The sequence below is a fragment of the Aequorivita aurantiaca genome, assembly GCF_030410135.1.
GTDB lineage: Bacteria > Bacteroidota > Bacteroidia > Flavobacteriales > Flavobacteriaceae > Aequorivita > Aequorivita aurantiaca.
In genome coordinates, this window is the sequence record NZ_JAUGQQ010000002.1 from 458769 (window position 1) to 476160 (window position 17392).

The 17392-nt window shown below is 38.0% G+C and carries 12 protein-coding genes; 8 read left to right on the forward strand and 4 right to left on the reverse strand.

Going from position 1 to position 17392, the window contains the following annotated elements:
* Positions 1-64: 64 nt before the first annotated feature.
* The gene (locus QRD02_RS05480) at positions 65-1516 is read right to left on the reverse strand and encodes an aminoacyl-histidine dipeptidase (RefSeq protein WP_290253912.1); all 1452 of its coding nucleotides are present in this window, start codon (positions 1514-1516) and stop codon (positions 65-67) included.
* 221 nt (positions 1517-1737) lie between these two features.
* Between QRD02_RS05480 and QRD02_RS05485 the strand changes: the two genes are divergently transcribed.
* Complete coding sequence (locus QRD02_RS05485; RefSeq protein ID WP_290253913.1) at positions 1738-2808, forward strand: DUF3810 domain-containing protein; 1071 nt, start codon at positions 1738-1740, stop codon at positions 2806-2808.
* Positions 2809-2893: 85 nt separating this feature from the next.
* On the opposite strand, the gene QRD02_RS05490 is transcribed toward QRD02_RS05485, so the two are convergent.
* The 3 genes from QRD02_RS05490 to QRD02_RS05500 form a co-directional block, all read right to left on the reverse strand.
* Positions 2894-3742 (reverse strand): DUF6503 family protein, encoded by an 849-nt coding sequence (locus tag QRD02_RS05490; protein WP_290253914.1) that lies wholly within the window; start codon positions 3740-3742, stop codon positions 2894-2896.
* Between the two features lie 140 nt (positions 3743-3882).
* The gene (locus QRD02_RS05495) at positions 3883-6792 is read right to left on the reverse strand and encodes a T9SS type A sorting domain-containing protein (RefSeq protein WP_290253915.1); all 2910 of its coding nucleotides are present in this window, start codon (positions 6790-6792) and stop codon (positions 3883-3885) included.
* Between the two features lie 4 nt (positions 6793-6796).
* Entirely contained in the window at positions 6797-8725 is a 1929-nt protein-coding gene (locus QRD02_RS05500) for a T9SS type A sorting domain-containing protein (RefSeq protein ID WP_290253916.1), read from the reverse strand.
* A 123-nt stretch (positions 8726-8848) separates the two neighbouring features.
* On the opposite strand from QRD02_RS05500, the gene QRD02_RS05505 reads away from it, so the two are divergent.
* Genes QRD02_RS05505 through QRD02_RS05535 form a run of 7 tightly spaced genes read left to right on the forward strand, consistent with a single transcriptional unit; the run spans position 8849 to position 17366 of the window.
* Positions 8849-9529 (forward strand): carboxypeptidase-like regulatory domain-containing protein, encoded by a 681-nt coding sequence (locus QRD02_RS05505; RefSeq protein WP_290253917.1) that lies wholly within the window; start codon positions 8849-8851, stop codon positions 9527-9529.
* Complete coding sequence (locus QRD02_RS05510; RefSeq protein WP_290253918.1) at positions 9513-10163, forward strand: hypothetical protein; 651 nt, start codon at positions 9513-9515, stop codon at positions 10161-10163. The genes QRD02_RS05505 and QRD02_RS05510 overlap by 17 nt, the downstream gene beginning before the upstream one ends.
* A gap of 14 nt (positions 10164-10177) precedes the next feature.
* Positions 10178-10987 carry a TrmH family RNA methyltransferase gene (locus QRD02_RS05515; protein ID WP_290253919.1) on the forward strand — a complete coding sequence of 270 codons (810 nt, stop codon included), beginning with the start codon at positions 10178-10180 and terminating at the stop codon, positions 10985-10987.
* A gap of 50 nt (positions 10988-11037) precedes the next feature.
* Complete coding sequence (locus QRD02_RS05520) at positions 11038-12270, forward strand: M48 family metallopeptidase (RefSeq protein WP_290253920.1); 1233 nt, start codon at positions 11038-11040, stop codon at positions 12268-12270.
* A 60-nt stretch (positions 12271-12330) separates the two neighbouring features.
* Positions 12331-14766 (forward strand): T9SS type A sorting domain-containing protein, encoded by a 2436-nt coding sequence (locus QRD02_RS05525; RefSeq protein ID WP_290253921.1) that lies wholly within the window; start codon positions 12331-12333, stop codon positions 14764-14766.
* Between the two features lie 9 nt (positions 14767-14775).
* Positions 14776-16149: a T9SS type A sorting domain-containing protein gene (locus QRD02_RS05530; RefSeq protein ID WP_290253922.1), complete on the forward strand. Its 1374-nt coding sequence runs from the start codon at positions 14776-14778 to the stop codon at positions 16147-16149.
* 35 nt (positions 16150-16184) lie between these two features.
* A complete protein-coding gene (locus tag QRD02_RS05535; RefSeq protein ID WP_290253923.1) occupies positions 16185-17366 on the forward strand; it encodes an MFS transporter in 1182 nt (393 codons plus the stop codon).
* Positions 17367-17392 lie beyond the last annotated feature (26 nt).

Genomic DNA, 17392 nt, shown 5'->3' on the forward strand with positions numbered 1-17392 from the left:
TAAACTTCCCGTTCTTCAAGAATCAGGCTTGGTTCAGATGGTGAATCGAAGGTGATTCTTGAATCTATTTTTTCGGAATGTTCTTCAAAATTTCAAGTACAAAATCCCAGTATTTTTGGGCGGAAGAGATACTTGCGCGTTCATCCGGAGAGTGAGCTCCTTTAATAGTAGGTCCGAACGAAATCATATCCATTTCCGGGTAATTCTGCCCTAAAATTCCACACTCAAGTCCAGCGTGACACGCGGCTACGTTTGCTTTTTCACCGTTCATTTTTTGGTACAGACCATCTAATACCTTCAAAATGGGGCTGTCCATATTTGGTGCCCAACCCGGATAATCGCCCGCAAGTTTCACTTCATATCCGGCAAGCTCAAAAACCGATGTAAGTGCATTGGCCAAAACATCTTTTGATGATTCCACAGAGCTACGGGTTAAGCATTCAATTTTTATTTTTCCATCTGCAACCGAAACCTTGGCAATATTGTTCGAAGTTTCCACCAAATCATCAATATCCGGACTCATACGGTAAACGCCATTGTGTGCAGCATTCATGGCGTTCAAAAAATTTATTTGCGCTTCCTTGCCCATTACTTTCAAAAATTTTTCACTGCTTTTTTCCGCAGTGATGGACAGGTTGGATTCCAACGTTTTGTATTCTGAAATGATAGCTTTTTTCATACTTTCAAATTCAGAAAGAAATTTTTCTTCGGAAGAAACCACCACATCCGCCACACTTTCGCGAGGAATGGCATTGCGAAGACTTCCACCCTCCAGCTGTGCCAGTTGCATAAAATCTTTTGTGGCGAAAAGCAAACGGTTCATCAATTTGTTGGCATTGCCAAGACCTTTAATGATATCCATTCCGCTGTGGCCGCCGTTCAAACCTTTCAGTTTAATGACATAACCAGTTGAACTTGCGGGAGCCTCTATTTCGTTATACGTTCCGGATGCGGTAACATCTACTCCGCCAGCGCAGCCTACGCCTATTTCGTCATCTTCTTCGGTATCGAGATTTAACAGGATGTCGCCTTTCAGCAAACCGCCCTTCAAACCTTTGGCGCCCGTCATTCCCGTTTCCTCATCAATGGTGAAAAGCGCTTCAATAGCCGGATGTTCAATTTCATTGCTTTCAAGAATTGCCATAATTGTTGCAACACCCAAACCATTGTCTGCTCCAAGGGTCGTGCCCTTTGCGCGCACCCAATCACCCTCTACATACATTTCGATGCCTTGGGTATCAAAGTTAAAATTGGTGTCATTGTTTTTTTGGTGAACCATATCCAGATGGCTTTGCAATACAACCATTTTTCGATCTTCAAAACCATTCGTGGCTGGCTTTCGAATTATCACGTTGCCCACTTCGTCTTCAAGGGTTTCGAGACCAAGATTTTTTCCGAAATCCTTCATAAAGTTAATTACACGCTCTTCTTTTTTTGAAGGTCGGGGCACGGCATTTAAATCTGCGAATTTATTCCAAAGTACTTTGGGCTCTAGGTTTCTTATTTCTTCATTCATAATTTCTTTCCCGCAATTGCAGGAATATATTTAGGGTTACACAAATTTTTGTCTAAATTTCTCTGCTACGAATTCACCACTAATCTGTTTTTAATATTTCTTCCGCATACTTTGAAAACGTAAAATCATTGGTGTATTCGCGGCCACATTTTCACAAAATTACCTTTTTTCATTCGCTATAAAAATTATGTTGCAAAAGATTTCCTTCGTAAGTTTGGATTATGCTAAAACGAACCTCGGCCTTCCTCGCATTGTTTCTAATTGTGCAGATAATAGCACTTCAAGTTTTAAAATTTTTTCCGGCGTTTGTAGAGAAATATTACAGTCTCGGCATCTATCCGTGGATTTCAAAAATATTCCGTTATGTGTTTGGATGGGTTCCATTTTCCGTGGGCGATCTTTTTTATTTGCTTATAACTATTGTAGCCATTCGATGGCTCTATAAAAATGTGCCCAGGTTGTGGCAAAATGATCAAGTAGGCTTTGTTGTTGAAATTTTTGCAGCGGTTTCAGTTGTTTATTTTATGTTTCATGTGCTTTGGGGCTTTAACTATTACCGACTGCCATTGCACCAATCCCTTCAGTTGGAGAGTGATTATACTACCGAGCAACTATTGGAAACCACAAATAGGTTTATAGAAAAAAGTAATGCCCTACACCGTGAATTGGGTTTTGCAGATAGTATAAAAGTGGAACTGCCATATAGCCAAAAAGAAATGTTCCAAAAAACCTTAAACGGATATGAAAATTTGGAAAGAGAATTTCCACAGTTGGCATATTCACCACGGAGCATCAAAAAAAGTGGATGGAGTCTTGGGTTGACTTATATGGGATATAGCGGTTATCTGAATCCATTTTCAGGAGAGGCACAGGTAAATGATTTAATGAAAACGTACAAATTTCCAGTTGTGGCATGTCATGAAGAGGCGCATCAAATTGGATATGCGGCCGAAAATGAGGCTAATTTTATAGCCACGCTATCCACGCTGCACAATGACGACCTGTATATGCAATATGCGGGATATATTTTCACGCTTCGGTATTTGATTAATGAAGTGGCTCGTCGCGATGAGGGGACATATGAGGCGCTATTAACGCAGATAAATCCTGGAATTTTGGAAAGTTATAAGGAAATGCGCGATTTCTGGGATGAGTATCAAAATCCTTTTGAGAATTTTTCAAAAGTGTTTTGGGATAATTTCCTAAAAGCAAACAACCAAAGCCGGGGAATCATGAGTTATGATTATATGGTGGCCCTAGTTGTAAACTATTTTGAAGACAGACCGCTTTGAAATAGTGAATCTGTGAATTTGTGAGTCTATAGAAGTTTGAATACTAATTATTTAATATTTTATATTCAATACTCCTTACTTAGTACTATTGCACATATTCCGCTTCCGCGGGTTTTTTGAAAACTGAACCATCCAACATTGTTTCAGTCGTAGTTACTTTTTCAAACTTAATATCCATCTCCTTTCCCTTCGGTTTGCCTTTTTCAACATTGTACCAAACTAATTTCTCCGGAAGCAAAAGGCCATTTACCTCTTGCCACTTATCATATTTTATATAATGCCAGTCCTCATTTTTCTTTTGGTCACTAAATGTAACGGTGTATGACAACCAAGCCATTTTGTTGGTGTTCGGATCGAAATAAAGCTTGTATTCATCATCCGGCGAAGTACCCACCCCTTGATTGTATGAAACTTTATAGCCATTATACATTTTCCCATCCAATTCCGTGGGTCCCAAGGCTTCATAATTTGTTCCGGGGTCGGAAATGATAAAAGGCATCGCATAAAAATAAAATATGAGATTATGGTAAAACTTTGGATCACCCTGATAACCCAATTCGTGTTTCAAAAGCCACACGCCTTTGCCGTCATAACCTATCGACCAATCCTTGGATTCAATTTTTGTTTTTCTATCAGGCAATGAGATGGTGTGTGTTTCCCTACCATTTCTTCCTTTCATTTCAAAACAGAGGTTATTCATTGCTTTCCAATGTGCCAAGCCACCATGGGTAGCGAAAACTGATTGCAGTGGCGCGGGAAATTCCTTCGTTTTCTCTTCATCTTTTGTAATATTAATGTTGGAGATTTCTGAAGAATCTGCTTCCTCAACCTTAACGCTGGGCGCGACGTTCAGGTTTTCTGGATTTTCTTTTTTATCGTTTTTACAGGCGGAAAGGGCAATTAGAAAACTGATTGCCATAATTAGTTTTTTCATGGTGGTTGTTTTAGTTATTTAAAATTAAAAAAGCTCCCCGGTTGCGGGAAGCTTTTTAGAAAGGTTTATGATTTAGGCTGTAGGCTATAGGCTGTAGGCTGTAGGCATTAAGCTTTTGCTTTTTGCTCTTAGGCTGCAGGTTAATTTTTTATGAGCTTTTTTACTACTGAATTTCCTTCCGAAGAAATTTTTATGAGATATATACCTTGTTCAAACGAAGAAATTTCCATTGTTATCCTTCCGTTTTGAGGAAGCATTTTTTCGGTACGTAATAATTTCCCTTGAATGTCATACAGAGAAATTGTTACTTCCGAATTCAATTTCGTCGCTTGAATGGTAAAGCTTTCCGAGGTTGGGTTTGGGAAAATGTGCAAATCTTCAAAAGTTAAGAAATTTACCGCAAGGGAAACCTCATCATCCAAAAAGTCTGGAATTCCGTTGGCGTTTGTATCATCATCTATGGGCGATCCGTTGTTGTTGTAATCTTCATCGATTGTCAATGTGCCGTCGCCATCATCATCATTATCTAAATAGTTTTCAATGTTGTCACCATCAGTATCGATATAAATATAACCAGGTGCAACCCCAGCGCCTATTCCCGTGATTTCGTCAATTGTTTCAACTGTGTCGCCGTCGTCATCGGTGTCTAAATAATTCGGAATGCCATCGCCGTCGGTGTCGTCGTCATCGGGGTTTCCGTTATTATTTAAATCTTCGTCTACATTAAAAACTCCATCCTCATCATAATCCTGAGTTAATGGGTTTATATCAAAATTATTTTGCAATAAGAACATTCCTTGAAAATTTACGACTACAAGTTCTTTAATCATGTCATTATTTAAATCTTCAAATACTGGAATAGGTTCAATTCCCGTAGCGCAAGTTTCGTTAATTAGGAATATTGTTTCCAGAGGAGAAAAATTTCCAGATTCGTCTTGAATCATATATTTTACAAATTCAAGATTTCCATAATTTTCAGAGGTAACTAAAAGATCCATTAATGAATCCTGATTTAAATCTTCAAAAAATATATTTTCGCCATATATAGAAGTGAAAGAAGTAATAATTTCGGGATTGGAAAAATCAACCCCTCCCAAATAATATTGAATATAAATATCTGCCTCATTTGTGGTACCATTATAGTTCGTATAGATAATATCCTTCTTCCCGTCCAGATTATAGTCAGTGAATTTTTGGCATATTGGTGATTGGTTGACATTTTCAAGAATTAAATACGGGCTATATTGATAGGGACCTGTACTTAAGTTTAAGTAAAGATTACCGGACTGTATTGATAGGAAATCAACAAAATTGTCATTGTTTATATCCTCATATTCATAATTAGAAAATACCATGTAGGATTGAAATTCATTTTCTACAAAAACTCCATTTCCGTCATTGATCCATATAACATCATTACTTGTAGTGGCTATATCAATATCGCCATCGTTATCATAATCAAAGGTGAGGACATCTTCAACGTATTCACTAATTTCAGAAGTAACTTCGGAACCGTTCGCATATCTCATTGTAACCAGTAAATGATTGTTGGCATTATGTACAATATCTAAAATACCATCATTATTTAGGTCAGCAATTTTATGTTGGTAAGAGATAAATGTTTTTGAAAATAATGATGTTGAAACAAAATTACCGCTGCCATCATTTTCGTTATAAAACATCCTTCCGCCCGAATTTGCAATAATATCTTTGTCTCCATCTCCATCAACATCCCTAAAGTTTTGTTTGGAAAAATTATTAGGGTTTACACCATAAAACCCCGATGGATTTATAATATTACCAATAGAATAATTACTGCTGCCCTCATTTTTAAGCCATAATTTAGCAGAGGCCACGTGAAATATATCAGCAAAACCGTCATTGTCAAAATCCTGAAAAATATTATTACCGGAAAACGGAATCGATTGGGTGTAACCTTCAATTAAAGGAACTTGTGTAAAATTTAAATTTCCGTTATTAATAAGCTTTCTAGTTGATTCCGGAAAAAAGTTATCAGTTGCGCTACAGAGAATATCGTCGTCTCCATCTCCATCCAAATCTGAAATAAAATATTGATTGTTTAGATCCGGAATTGCATTGGTGAAAATCAAATCGGTCCTTGAACCAAAAAGATTGTAAAAATCAGAACTTCCATTATTAAGGTATACAAAGGGTCTTCTCAAATTATTCGGACTATTATTTACCAATACATCCATAAAGCCATCTCCATCCACATCCATGATTTGCATATAACCGCGTGAAACAATGGGATGTTTATACATCGGACTTCCTCCCTCCAAAGATCCATTAACATTTTTTAAAAGGCGTAAAATCCATTCTCCACCACTTTGCTGATCAGAGTTCATCACTACATCTGTATAACCATCATTATTGAAATCTGCTATTTCGAGATTCACAGATTCCATACCGGTGAATTGCGAAGGATTTACAACAGAAAAATTGCCATTTCCAATATTATTGATTCGGTAAATTCTATTATAAACAGAAATTAAAATATCAAGATCAGAATCCTGATCAATATCAAAGACAACCATGTCATTATATGATCTTGATTCAAAATAATAATCATAACTAAAAATTTCTACGGGACTTTCAAAAGTTCCGTTTCCGTTGCTTCTAAAAAAATTAATCACATAATAATCTGCATCAAAATTTGGGGGGACATTTTCTTTATGATAGGAATTGACCGTAATAAAATCTTGGTCCCCGTCATTATCAAAATCATGTATTTGAAGCGCTTTTAACTGGGCAGTATCGTAAAATCCAGATTGAAACTGATATATACTTTGTTTCTTTCCAAAAATACCTTCCCCCAGATTTGAGGCCCAATAGATTTCATATGTAGTGTAATCACAAAATGGAGATTGACCTACAACTTGGTCTATAGTTCCGTTCCCATCTATATCTCCATGTTCGTAAAATTCCACAGCATTATAATCATTGATAGTCTCTCTTTGGCTATAATCGAATTGGGCAGTACTATTTAGACTGTAGCAAAACACTACTATGACGATAAAAATTCGAACCATATTGTTATTCTTTAATTAGTTTTTTGATTACTGAATTTCCTTCAGAAGAAATTTTTACGAGATATACACCCTTTTCCAAAAAAGATATTTCCATCGTTATCCTTCCGTTTTGGGGAAGCATTTTTTCGGTACGTAATAATTTCCCTTGAATGTCATACAGTGAAATAGTTGCTTCCGAAATCAATTTCGTTGCTTGAATGGTAAAGCTTCCAGAGGTTGGGTTAGGGAAAATGTGCAAATCTTCAAAAATTAAGAAATTTACCGCAAGGGAAACCTCGTCATCCAAAAAGTCTGGAATTCCGTTGGCGTTTGTGTCATCATCTATGGACGTTCCGTTGTTGTTATAATCTTCATCGATTGTCAATGTGCCGTCGCCATCATCATCATTATCCAAATAGTTTTCAATGTTGTCACCATCAGTATCGATATAAATATAACCAGGTGCAATCCCAGCGCCTATTCCCGTGATTTCGTCAATTGTTTCAACTGTGTCGCCGTCGTCATCGGTGTCTAAATAATTTGGAATGCCATCGCCGTCGGTGTCATCGTCGTTTAGGTTGCCATTCCCGTTTATGTCTTCGTCTTCGTTTGCAATGCCATCGCCATCTGCATCGGGGGCAAGTTCATCTGTAGCAATTTCAAAGGAAGTGACTACAGAGCAGCCAGTATTCCAAGTTTCAATTCGAACGTAAATAGTTTGAGGGTTCGAAGTGTTTATAAATGTTGCCGTATTTATAAGTCTATTAGCATCGATTTCCGCATCATTTTCAGTCATATAAAAGTTCACTTCATAATCTGATGGATTCAAACCTGCCAACATAACGGGAATATTCACCGTAAGATCAAAAACTGCAAGGCCATCGCCATCACCTTCGTTTATAAAAAGGTTATTGGGTTGGGTTATTGGAGGGATTTCGTTTACTATTAATTCGAGTTCAACTATTGTGTAACATTCTGTTGAGGAATTTTCAACCCGCACATAAACAGTTTGTGAATATGGAACAATATTTTCATAAGGACTAGAAAGTGGGAATGTTCCATTTTGTGCATCAATTTCAGTTTCATAATAGGTAATACTAATATTTTGCTGACCATTGCCAATTTCGGTATCCTTTAATGTTAGATCGAAAGCGGCGGACCCATCATTGTCGTCATCACAAACTATAAGTGGAGTTGGATTGGCGTTTGGGCTTGGATTTGGCAAAACACTTAATGTAAGGGCGACAATATCATAACACCCTTCAGCACTATTTGGGTTTGGCGGTATAGTTCCATTGGTATTGCTTACCAGTAAAATATAAATAGTCTGCGGATTAGTTGAATTAAGAAAGTTAGATGGATTAGAGATTGCCTGCGAAAAATCAGGGTTCGTAGCTGCCAAATCTCCAGCAAAGATTGCATCTTCGAAAGTCTCATAATAATAAAGATCAAAACCCAAAGGATCTAAACTTCCAAGAACTTCTGCAGCTACAGTTGTAAGGTCAAAAAATGCAAAGCCATCATTGTTGTCATCACAAATCTGCAATGGTTCTGGCACATTCCCAAAGGGAGAAAAGCGTACCTCTAATGCAAAAGGGTATATGTTTATTTCATTACTGGTGCCGCTTTCTACTCTTGCCCATACTCCACCTGTGCCATATTGTGGATCGATAGGATTAATAATTGGAGAATCATAATATGCCATATCGTTAATATATAAATTAGGTAATGACAATGTCGCGTTCTCTGCATTTACAAGGGTTCCGTGGTACGTTACTGTTAAGATTGGATCGCATTGTGTAATAACTTCGTTTTGTAACGTAAGATCAAAGGGAAAAAAACCGTCGTTATTATCATCACACGCCACTAAATTAGCAACAGGTGGGTTAACAATAATCTGTGCATTTGCGTTAATAGAAAACACAATGACTAATATGAAAACTAATTTTTTCATCAATAAAAATTTTCCCGCAAGATATAAAAACAATATAGACCGTTAAGAAAATTTTAACTTTCCGCTCTCAAATTTGACTGCCATAAGTTTTTTCAGTATTCTTGTTTTCAAAAATTTGTATAAATGAAGTTTAAATTTTCCTCCGTTCTTTTAATTTCTCTTGCATTACTATTATTTCAAAGTTGCGAAAAACTGGAAATAACAAACAACGAAAGGCTCTTAGTTAAGGGAAAAATTGTAGACCAAAACGGAAATGCCTTAGCCAATATTCCCATTAAAACCGAAGCCGTTAACCGCATTTTGGCCAAAACTACAACGGATACGAATGGAAATTTTGCATTCACCTCCCTTAACGCAAACACCGACCCATTGCACGTTTTGGTGAATATTGCGGCCAACTTCGAACTCGAAAACGAAAACCCCGATTACGCTAGCAAAGTATTTTCTTCCGAAGGTGGCAATGAACAATTATTGCTGGATTTGGGAACAATAACTCTTAGTAATTTAGGGTCATTTTCAATGTTATTAAAAAACCTTCACGGTGATAATAATACTGTGGAATATACACTTTCATACACTTCAAAAGTTTGTCGCCTTCCCTTAGAATTCAATAATAACGATGCTTGCGAATTTGACCAATCTACAGAGGGATTTTTGGATGCTACTTCACAAAACCGAACGTTGGGTGAGGAAAGTGTCATTGGCACAGTTGCCATTTTTGAGTACAGACTCAATAACGAGCCCACACAAACTATTGAAATTCCAGTAACAAACCCACCAGTCAATTATGTTTTTGAATATTAGATTACTTTTTATTTCCCTGCTCATATCTGCAGCTTCATTCGCGCAACAACCGGAAACAGAAACTCAAACCGAAACAACTCAATTTCCACCCAATGCTGGTACTAAAGTGGGTAGCATTACGGTTGGCGCTTATTTGCCTATAGCTTTCGGAGATAACTTTGTGAACGAAGGAATGGATCTAAAAATGGGGGCACAAGTACAATTAAAACTGAATGTTTTAGGCGACTTTTATATAGGCCCAGCTTTGAGTTTCTTTTTTGCCGATGTTACCAATCGTGACTTGGTTGGCAGTTATGATGAAATGTCCAATTTGGTCCTCGGGGGCATGGTAGGTTATGAAAAAGAAGTGGAACGTTTTGATCTTTCAATCGGTTTGGGTGTGGGTTATTCAGGTTATTTCAACGAAGGCCTTGGCGATAGTTTTGAAGACAATGCCACAGCGCTTTGGCTTCGGCCCGAGGTTAGTTACAAATTGGCAAATTATGTTTCACTTTATGTCGCTCCAGAATTTCGCCACGATTTTATGAATATTGATGTGCCTTCAGAATTAAAGGACACTTTTGGAGGGGTGAACTACTTCAATTTTGGTTTTGGTCTTCGCATCAATTTCGGTACCGGATATAAATTTCAGTAGTGTATCTTTGCGCAATGCAGAAAACCATCACCAGCCTTCAAAATCCGCTGATTAAGCAGCTTGTTTTACTTCAGGAAAAATCGCGCGAACGCCGAAAGACAAACCTTTTTGTAATTGAAGGTCTGCGTGAAATTTCATTGGCATTGAAAGGAAGTTATCTTTTGAAAACCGTGCTTGTCTGTTCCGATATTATTTCCAAAGAAGATATTTTTGCGCTGAAAGAATCCGCAAACAATGATGCAGAATTCATTGAAATCACTTCAGAAATTTATGAAAAACTTGCTTACAGAAGTTCAACGGAAGGCGTATTAGCAATTGCACATTCCAAGACTTTGGAACTTACCCACCTACAACTGGCATCCAAAAACCCTTTAATCCTCATCGCTGAAGCTCCCGAAAAACCCGGAAATATAGGCGCCCTGCTCCGCACCGCTGATGCTGCGAAGGTAGATGCCGTGATAATCGCCACCCCAAAGACAGATATGTTTAACCCAAACATCATTCGCAGTAGCGTGGGATGTTTGTTTACAAACCAGATTGCAACGGGAAGTACTTCGGAAATCATTGCGTTTCTAAAGGAAAATAACATCAACATTTACTGCGCTGAATTGCGAGCTTCAGTTCAATACGATACAATGAATTTCAAAAAACCAACCGCTATAGTTGTGGGAACGGAAGCCACGGGTCTTTCGGAGGAATGGCTTAAAAACAGCACTCAAAATATTATCATCCCAATGCAGGGCGAAATAGATAGTATGAATGTTTCCGTGGCCGCGGGAATCCTTATATTTGAGGCGAAGCGACAACGGGGCTTTAGGCTTTAGGCTTTAGGCTTTAGGCAAAAATATTACTTACAACATTAAACCTCAAACTCTTGAATCCACAAATTCTCTTTTACGTTATAATAGGAGTTTTAGTTTTAAGCTTCCTAATTGATCAAATCCTTGATTTTCTCAACGCAAAACACTTCAACGATCCGCTTCCGGCAGAATTACAGGATGTTTTTGATGCAGAAGAATACAAAAAATCGCAGCGCTACAAAAAAGAGCGCTACAAATTCGGCATCCTAACATCTACCATTTCCCTTATCGCCACTCTCCTATTCTTCTTTTTGGATGGCTTTGCTTATGTAGATTCTTTGGCTCGTGCCGTTTCAAACAATGAAATAATCATCGCCTTAATTTTCTTCGGAATTATTATGATGGCAAGTGATATTCTTTCCACACCTTTTAGCTATTACAGCACTTTCGTAATCGAGGAAAAATACGGTTTCAATAAAACTACGCGTAAAACTTTTTTCCTCGATAAACTAAAAGGTTGGCTAATGGGCGCAATTATCGGCGGCATCCTTTTGGGCGCTATAATTTGGTTTTATCAAAGCACCGGCAATAATTTTTGGCTGTATGCGTGGGGAATTATTACCGTTTTCACTGTTTTAATGAATCTGTTCTATGCACGTTTTATCGTTCCACTATTCAACAAACAGACCCCACTGGAAGAAGGTGCGCTCCGTTCAGAAATTGAAAATTACGCCTCAAAAGTGGGGTTTACGCTCGATAAAATTTTTGTAATTGACGGCAGCAAACGAAGCACAAAAGCAAATGCCTATTTCTCTGGTTTCGGAAGTGAAAAACGGGTAACCCTTTTTGATACTTTGATAAAAGATTTAAATGAAGAGGAAATCGTGGCCGTCCTCGCCCACGAGGTTGGGCATTATAAACGCAACCATATTATTATAAACCTGTTTGTTGCAATCATAACCACTGGGTTTACGCTTTGGTTGTTGTCATTGTTTATAGGGAATCCATTGCTATCGGAAGCATTGAATGTTTCAAAACCCTCATTTCATATTGGGTTGATAGCTTTTGGCGTGCTTTACAGTCCAATTTCAGGAATCACAAGTTTACTGATGAATTATTTAAGCAGAAAATTTGAATACCAGGCAGACGATTATGCAAAGAATACTTTCGCCGCACCGCCACTTATTTCGGGGTTGAAAAAACTTTCAAAAAACAGTTTGAGCAACCTTACGCCGCACCCACTTTATGTTTTTGCGCATTATTCGCATCCCACGCTTTTACAGCGTTTTCGCAATCTGAAAAAATGATTTTTATCATTTGAATATATTATTGTAAAAAGCTACTTTGTGACCTCCTAAAAATTTCAAATGAAAACAAGACTACTATTACTTTCAACCATACTTTTTTCTTTTTCAATCAATGCTCAAATAGATTTTGGGCCGCACATTATTGTTGACGATACGGGCGGGACAAACAACCCACAATCCGTTATTGCCGCAGATCTTGACAATGATGGAGATTTGGATATGATATCTTCATCCCTGGGCGATTCTAAAATAGCTTGGTATAAAAATACTAATGGCAGTTTTGGAACACAGCAAATAATAACGGAAAATGCCAATCGAGCCTATCAAGTAATAGCCTTGGATATAGACAACGATGGCGATGAAGATTTAGTGAACGCCACGTATTATGGTATTTTTTGGTACGAAAATACAGATGGTCAAGGAAATTTTGCAACCGCCCAACCCGTTAGTCCAGCAGTTGTTAAAGCTAGGGACATAGACGCAAAAGATATGGACGGCGATGGGGATTTGGATATAATTTCAAGTTCAGGTTCCACCAATTCCATATCCTGGTTTGAAAATATGGATGGGCAAGGAACGTTTGCCGAAGAACATTTTATCACAACTGATACAGCATTATACCAAAAAATAGACGTAGCAGATCTTGATGGCGATGGTGATATGGATATTTTGGCCTCAGATTATACAAACGACGATGTGGGATGGTTCAAGAATATTAATGGCCAAGGAGATTTTGGGCCCAAGCAGGTTATTACTTCAGATGTTCAGCGCCCTCAAGGTATTTCCGCCGCAGATCTCGATGGCGATGGCGATTTGGACGTAATTTCTACTTCCCAATTGTTCGACCACAAATTGGTTTGGTTCGAAAATTTAAACGGGCAGGGCAATTTTGGACCACAGCGTTTCGTGAATCCTGATGTGTATGGTCAATTTTTGGTTACAACGGCAGATTTGGATAATGATGGAGATTTGGACGTGATTTCTGGTGGAAGTGCCCAGGGAATAATTTATTGGTATAAAAATGTTGACGGACTTGGTAATTTTGGACCAAAGCAACAAATAACTGATCAAATAGAATATTTAAGTGACCTAAACTTGGCAGATTTGGACAACGACGGCGACATGGATTTAATGTCGGCCTCTGCTACAGACGATAAAATTGCATATTACCTAAATACAGACGGGCAAGGCAATTTCGGATCCCAACAAATAGTTGTGGAAATTAACGGCACCAATAGACCCTATACAGTAATGTCAATAGATTTAGATGGTGACGGCGATAAGGACGTGCTATCCGCATCAAATGGGGATGACAAAATTGCTTGGCTCGAAAATCTTGACGGCTTAGGAAACTTTTCAGAACCCAAAACCATCTCATTACTATTAGACTATCCAAGCTCTATTGATGCGGCAGACATTGATGGCGATGGTGATATGGATGTGGTTTCAGAATCTTTCTATGATAAGACAGTTGCCTGGTTTGAAAATATAGACGGGCAAGGCACCTCTTTTACGCCACATATTTTTAGCCCACTTAACTCAATCCCTTACGTAACCTATTCGATGGATGTTGATAATGATGGCGATATGGATATAGTTTCTGGCGGTAATTTCGGCTTAATATGGTATGAAAACACGAATGGCCAAGGAGTATTTGGTTCAAGCCGAGTTATCAATAGCGCACCCCAATGTATTGAATCTGTTAGAGCCGCAGATCTGGATAACGATGGACTTTTAGATCTGGTTTCTGCAGACTGGTGTAATGATGTTCTTTTTTGGCATAAAAACAACGGCGGAGGTAACTTTGGACCACAACAAATAATTTCGACAGAAATAAGTAGTACCTATTCTGTAATCCTTGCAGATTTGGATAATGACGGCGATCAGGATGTTTTGGCTTCTTCATTCGGAGATTCTTCCGCAGTTTGGTTCGAAAATATGGATGGTCAAGGTACTTTTAGTTCTATAAGAGGTATAAACAATAATGCAGAAGGAGCCTACGAGGTATATGCTAAAGATTTAGACGCGGATGGCGATACGGATGTATTAACTGCTTCCTTCCAAGCCAATACGGTCTATTGGCATGAAAATTTAGGTAATGGTAATTTTGGAGCCGAACAAGCAATCTCTTCTGAAGCTAAAAGCACTACCTGTGTATTTGCCGATGACTATAACAACGATGGAAAAATGGATGTGCTAGCAACGTCATATTTGTTGGACGAAATAATCTGGTTCGAAAACAAAGGCCCATTAAGCATCGAAGAAAACACAACAAACCTCTTCAGCATCTACCCAAACCCAACAACCGGATTGGTAAATATACAATCCGTATTGCCTATTTCTGAAATTACCGTTTACAATAATCTTGGGCAACTGCTTTTCACTTTGGAAGAAAAAAACCAAATAGATATTTCAACTCTTCATAGAGGAATCTATTTTGTGAAAATCAAAAGCGAAACAGGACAGATCGAAACCAAGAAAGTTGTAAAAAAATAAATTTTTTGTATGAAAAAAATATTATTTCTCCTCAGTCTTATTTCATTTAACACCTACGCCCAAATAGATTTTGAAGCGCATATAATTGTAGATTCAAATCCCGTGGTAGATGGTCCATTTGCATTAGCTTCTGGAGATATTGATGGAGATGGTGACAAAGATCTTTTCGCTACCTCTACAAAAGGTGATAAAGTAGTATGGTTTAAAAATGTGGACGGCCAAGGAAATTTTTCTGAACCAATTGTTATCACCTCTACAATGGATTACCCTATGGATCTCGCTATTGCAGATATAGATAACGATGGTGACTTAGACCTAGTTGCCATATCAAATGGCGATCATAAAATTGCTTGGTTTGAAAATACAGATGGTTTAGGAAACTTTGGTCCACTAACATTAGTAGCCACATTTACATATGTGCAGACAATAGAAGCAAAGGATATAGATGCCGATGGTGATTTAGACTTAATTGCTGGGGGAAATGATAAAATCAGTTGGTTTGAGAACTTAAATGGATTAGGCACATTTGGTCCAGAGAAAATAATTAATACCGACATTCTATCCACTGAGAGCGTAGAAGTTGACGATATTGATGGAGATGGAGATATGGATGTAATTATGGCGGACTGGCCTAGAGACATTGTGGCTTGGTATGAAAACCTAGATGGACTGGGTAATTTTGGTCCAGAGCAAATAATATCCCTAGCAGCAGATAATCCTAATACGGTTGTTTTAACAGATATTGATAATGATGGCGATTTAGATGTTGTATCAACAAATGAAGGTGGGCAAATAGCCTGGTTTAAAAACACAGATGGATTGGGCAATTTTAGTACACCAATCATAATTGCTGAAAATATAGAGCTCGCATACAAAATGCACGCTGCTGATCTTGATGGCGATCGCGACAAAGATATTCTAGCATCTTTGTATTTTGATGGTGACCTTATATGGTTGGAAAATGACGGAAGCGGAAATTTTAGTGAACCGCAATTTTTTTATTCAGATGAATTTTCTCCGATAGCCATAATTGCTGATGATTTTAATGGAGACAACAAAATGGATATAGCGACTGGTATTTATTTAAATATCGTTTTTGAAGATGATCAAATAATCTGGTTCGAAAACAAAGGCCCATTAAGCATCGAAGAAAACACAACAAACTATTTCAGCATCTATCCAAACCCAACAAATGGAGTGCTAAACATAAAATCCGCTACACCGCTTTCCGAAATAACCGTTTATAACAATCATGGCCAATTGCTCTTTGCTTCAGAAAAGAACAATCAGGTAGATATTTCAACTTTAAGCCAAGGAATCTATTTCGTAAAAATTAAAGATGAAAACGGACAAACCGAAACTAAAAAAGTAATAAAAAATTAAATTGAAGTACCTTTCAATGTAAATCAAACATTACATTGAAAACCATAACCCGCACCGTTTGGATACTTTCGCTCATCAGCCTGTTTACAGATATGGCCAGCGAAATGCTCTACCCAATAATGCCTATTTATTTAAAAAGTATTGGCTTTTCAATTTTACTGATCGGCGTCTTGGAAGGGGTGGTGGAAGCCGTAGCCGGATTGAGCAAAGGATATTTCGGGCAACTTTCCGATAGTAAAGCCAAACGAGCTCCTTTTGTACAGTTGGGTTATTCCCTCAGCGCCCTTTCAAAACCGATGATGGCTTTTTTTGTTTTTCCACTTTGGATATTTTTTGTGAGAACCACGGATAGACTCGGAAAAGGAATCCGAACCGGAGCCAGAGATGCGATGCTTTCCGCTGAAACTACAAAGGAAAATAAGGGGAAAGTTTTCGGCTTCCACCGTTCGTTGGATACTTTTGGCGCGGTTCTCGGTCCTGCCCTGGCGCTACTTTATCTATATTTTTATCCCGAAGATTATATTAATCTCTTTTACATTGCCTTCATTCCGGGGGTTTTGGCAATTGTAGCTTCCTTTCTTTTAAAGGACAAGAAAAACGAAAGTTCTTCCGAAATTGAAAATATAAATTTCTTCTCCTTCATAAAATATTGGAAACAAAGTTCTTCGGAATACCGAAAAGTCATCATTGGCCTGCTCCTCTTCGCCCTCTTCAACAGCAGTGACGTATTTTTATTACTGAAAGCGAAAGAAGCCGGACTTGACGATACTTGGGTAATCGGCATTTATATTTTCTACAATTTAATTTATGCCCTCACCGCATACCCACTGGGAATTTTCGCAGATAAAATTGGTCTCAAAAAAATGTTTGTCTTTGGTTTGATTATTTTCTGTTTGGTTTACTTCGGAATGGGTTTAACAACAAATCTTTATTTAATGTTCGTGCTTTTTTTCGGCTATGGGATTTATGCCGCAGCAACCGAAGGAATTTCCAAAGCTTGGATTACCAACATTTCCAAAGCGAAAAATACTGCAACCGCCGTGGGCACGTATGCCGCCTTCCAAAGTATTGCAGCGATGATTGCGAGCATAATGGCAGGACTTTTATGGCTTTACTTCGGGGCGAATGTTGCGTTTTTGGTTACTGCTCTTGCAACCATTGGGGTAATTGTATATTTTCTAGCCTTAAATTTTTCCTCCGAAGATTCGAAATTTTGAACTTTTAGCTTTTAACTTGTCACTAA

Bases quoted from the DNA above. Each gene is read 5' to 3' on its own strand.
- QRD02_RS05505 (WP_290253917.1), top strand. From the start codon at position 8,849: ATGAAGTTTAAATTTTCCTCCGTTCTTTTAATTTCTCTTGCATTACTA.
- QRD02_RS05525 (WP_290253921.1), top strand. From the start codon at position 12,331: ATGAAAACAAGACTACTATTACTTTCAACCATACTTTTTTCTTTTTCA.
- QRD02_RS05495 (WP_290253915.1), bottom strand. From the start codon at position 6,792: ATGGTTCGAATTTTTATCGTCATAGTAGTGTTTTGCTACAGTCTAAAT.
- QRD02_RS05530 (WP_290253922.1), top strand. From the start codon at position 14,776: ATGAAAAAAATATTATTTCTCCTCAGTCTTATTTCATTTAACACCTAC.
- QRD02_RS05480 (WP_290253912.1), bottom strand. From the start codon at position 1,516: ATGAATGAAGAAATAAGAAACCTAGAGCCCAAAGTACTTTGGAATAAA.
- QRD02_RS05515 (WP_290253919.1), top strand. From the start codon at position 10,178: ATGCAGAAAACCATCACCAGCCTTCAAAATCCGCTGATTAAGCAGCTT.
- QRD02_RS05490 (WP_290253914.1), bottom strand. From the start codon at position 3,742: ATGAAAAAACTAATTATGGCAATCAGTTTTCTAATTGCCCTTTCCGCC.
- QRD02_RS05510 (WP_290253918.1), top strand. From the start codon at position 9,513: ATGTTTTTGAATATTAGATTACTTTTTATTTCCCTGCTCATATCTGCA.
- QRD02_RS05500 (WP_290253916.1), bottom strand. From the start codon at position 8,725: ATGAAAAAATTAGTTTTCATATTAGTCATTGTGTTTTCTATTAACGCA.
- QRD02_RS05485 (WP_290253913.1), top strand. From the start codon at position 1,738: ATGCTAAAACGAACCTCGGCCTTCCTCGCATTGTTTCTAATTGTGCAG.